Raw genomic sequence first — 421 nt, forward strand, 5'->3', positions numbered from 1 at the left:
CGAAGGGGATTTTCAATCGGTAAAACGCATTGCAAATACAATTCAAAATGCGACAGTTATGAGTTTAGCTAGAGCGAAAGAAAGTGATATTCGAAGAGCATATGAAGCGGTGAAAGTTGCTGTATCTCCCCGTCTACACGTATTTTTAGCTACGAGTGATATTCATATGAAGTATAAACTTTGTATGTCAAAGGAAGATGTGTTAGATAGTATTCATCGCTCGGTTACACTTGGGAAATCGTTATTTCCGACAGTACAATTTTCAGCAGAAGATGCGACAAGAACAGCAAGAGATTTTTTAGCTGAAGCAGTAGAAGTTGCGATTCGTGCAGGAGCAAATGTAATTAATATTCCAGATACAGTTGGGTATACGAATCCAGAAGAATATTATTCTCTTTTTAAATACTTACAAGAATCCGTT

At 36.8% G+C, this 421-nt stretch carries 1 pseudogene; it reads left to right on the forward strand.

The annotated features are described in order from the left end of the window. Positions 1-421 (forward strand): annotated as a pseudogene (gene leuA, locus MR113_RS27470) (2-isopropylmalate synthase); the annotation flags it as partial.

Source organism: Bacillus cereus group sp. BfR-BA-01379 (assembly GCF_022663605.1).
Taxonomy (GTDB): Bacteria; Bacillota; Bacilli; order Bacillales; family Bacillaceae_G; genus Bacillus_A; species Bacillus_A mobilis.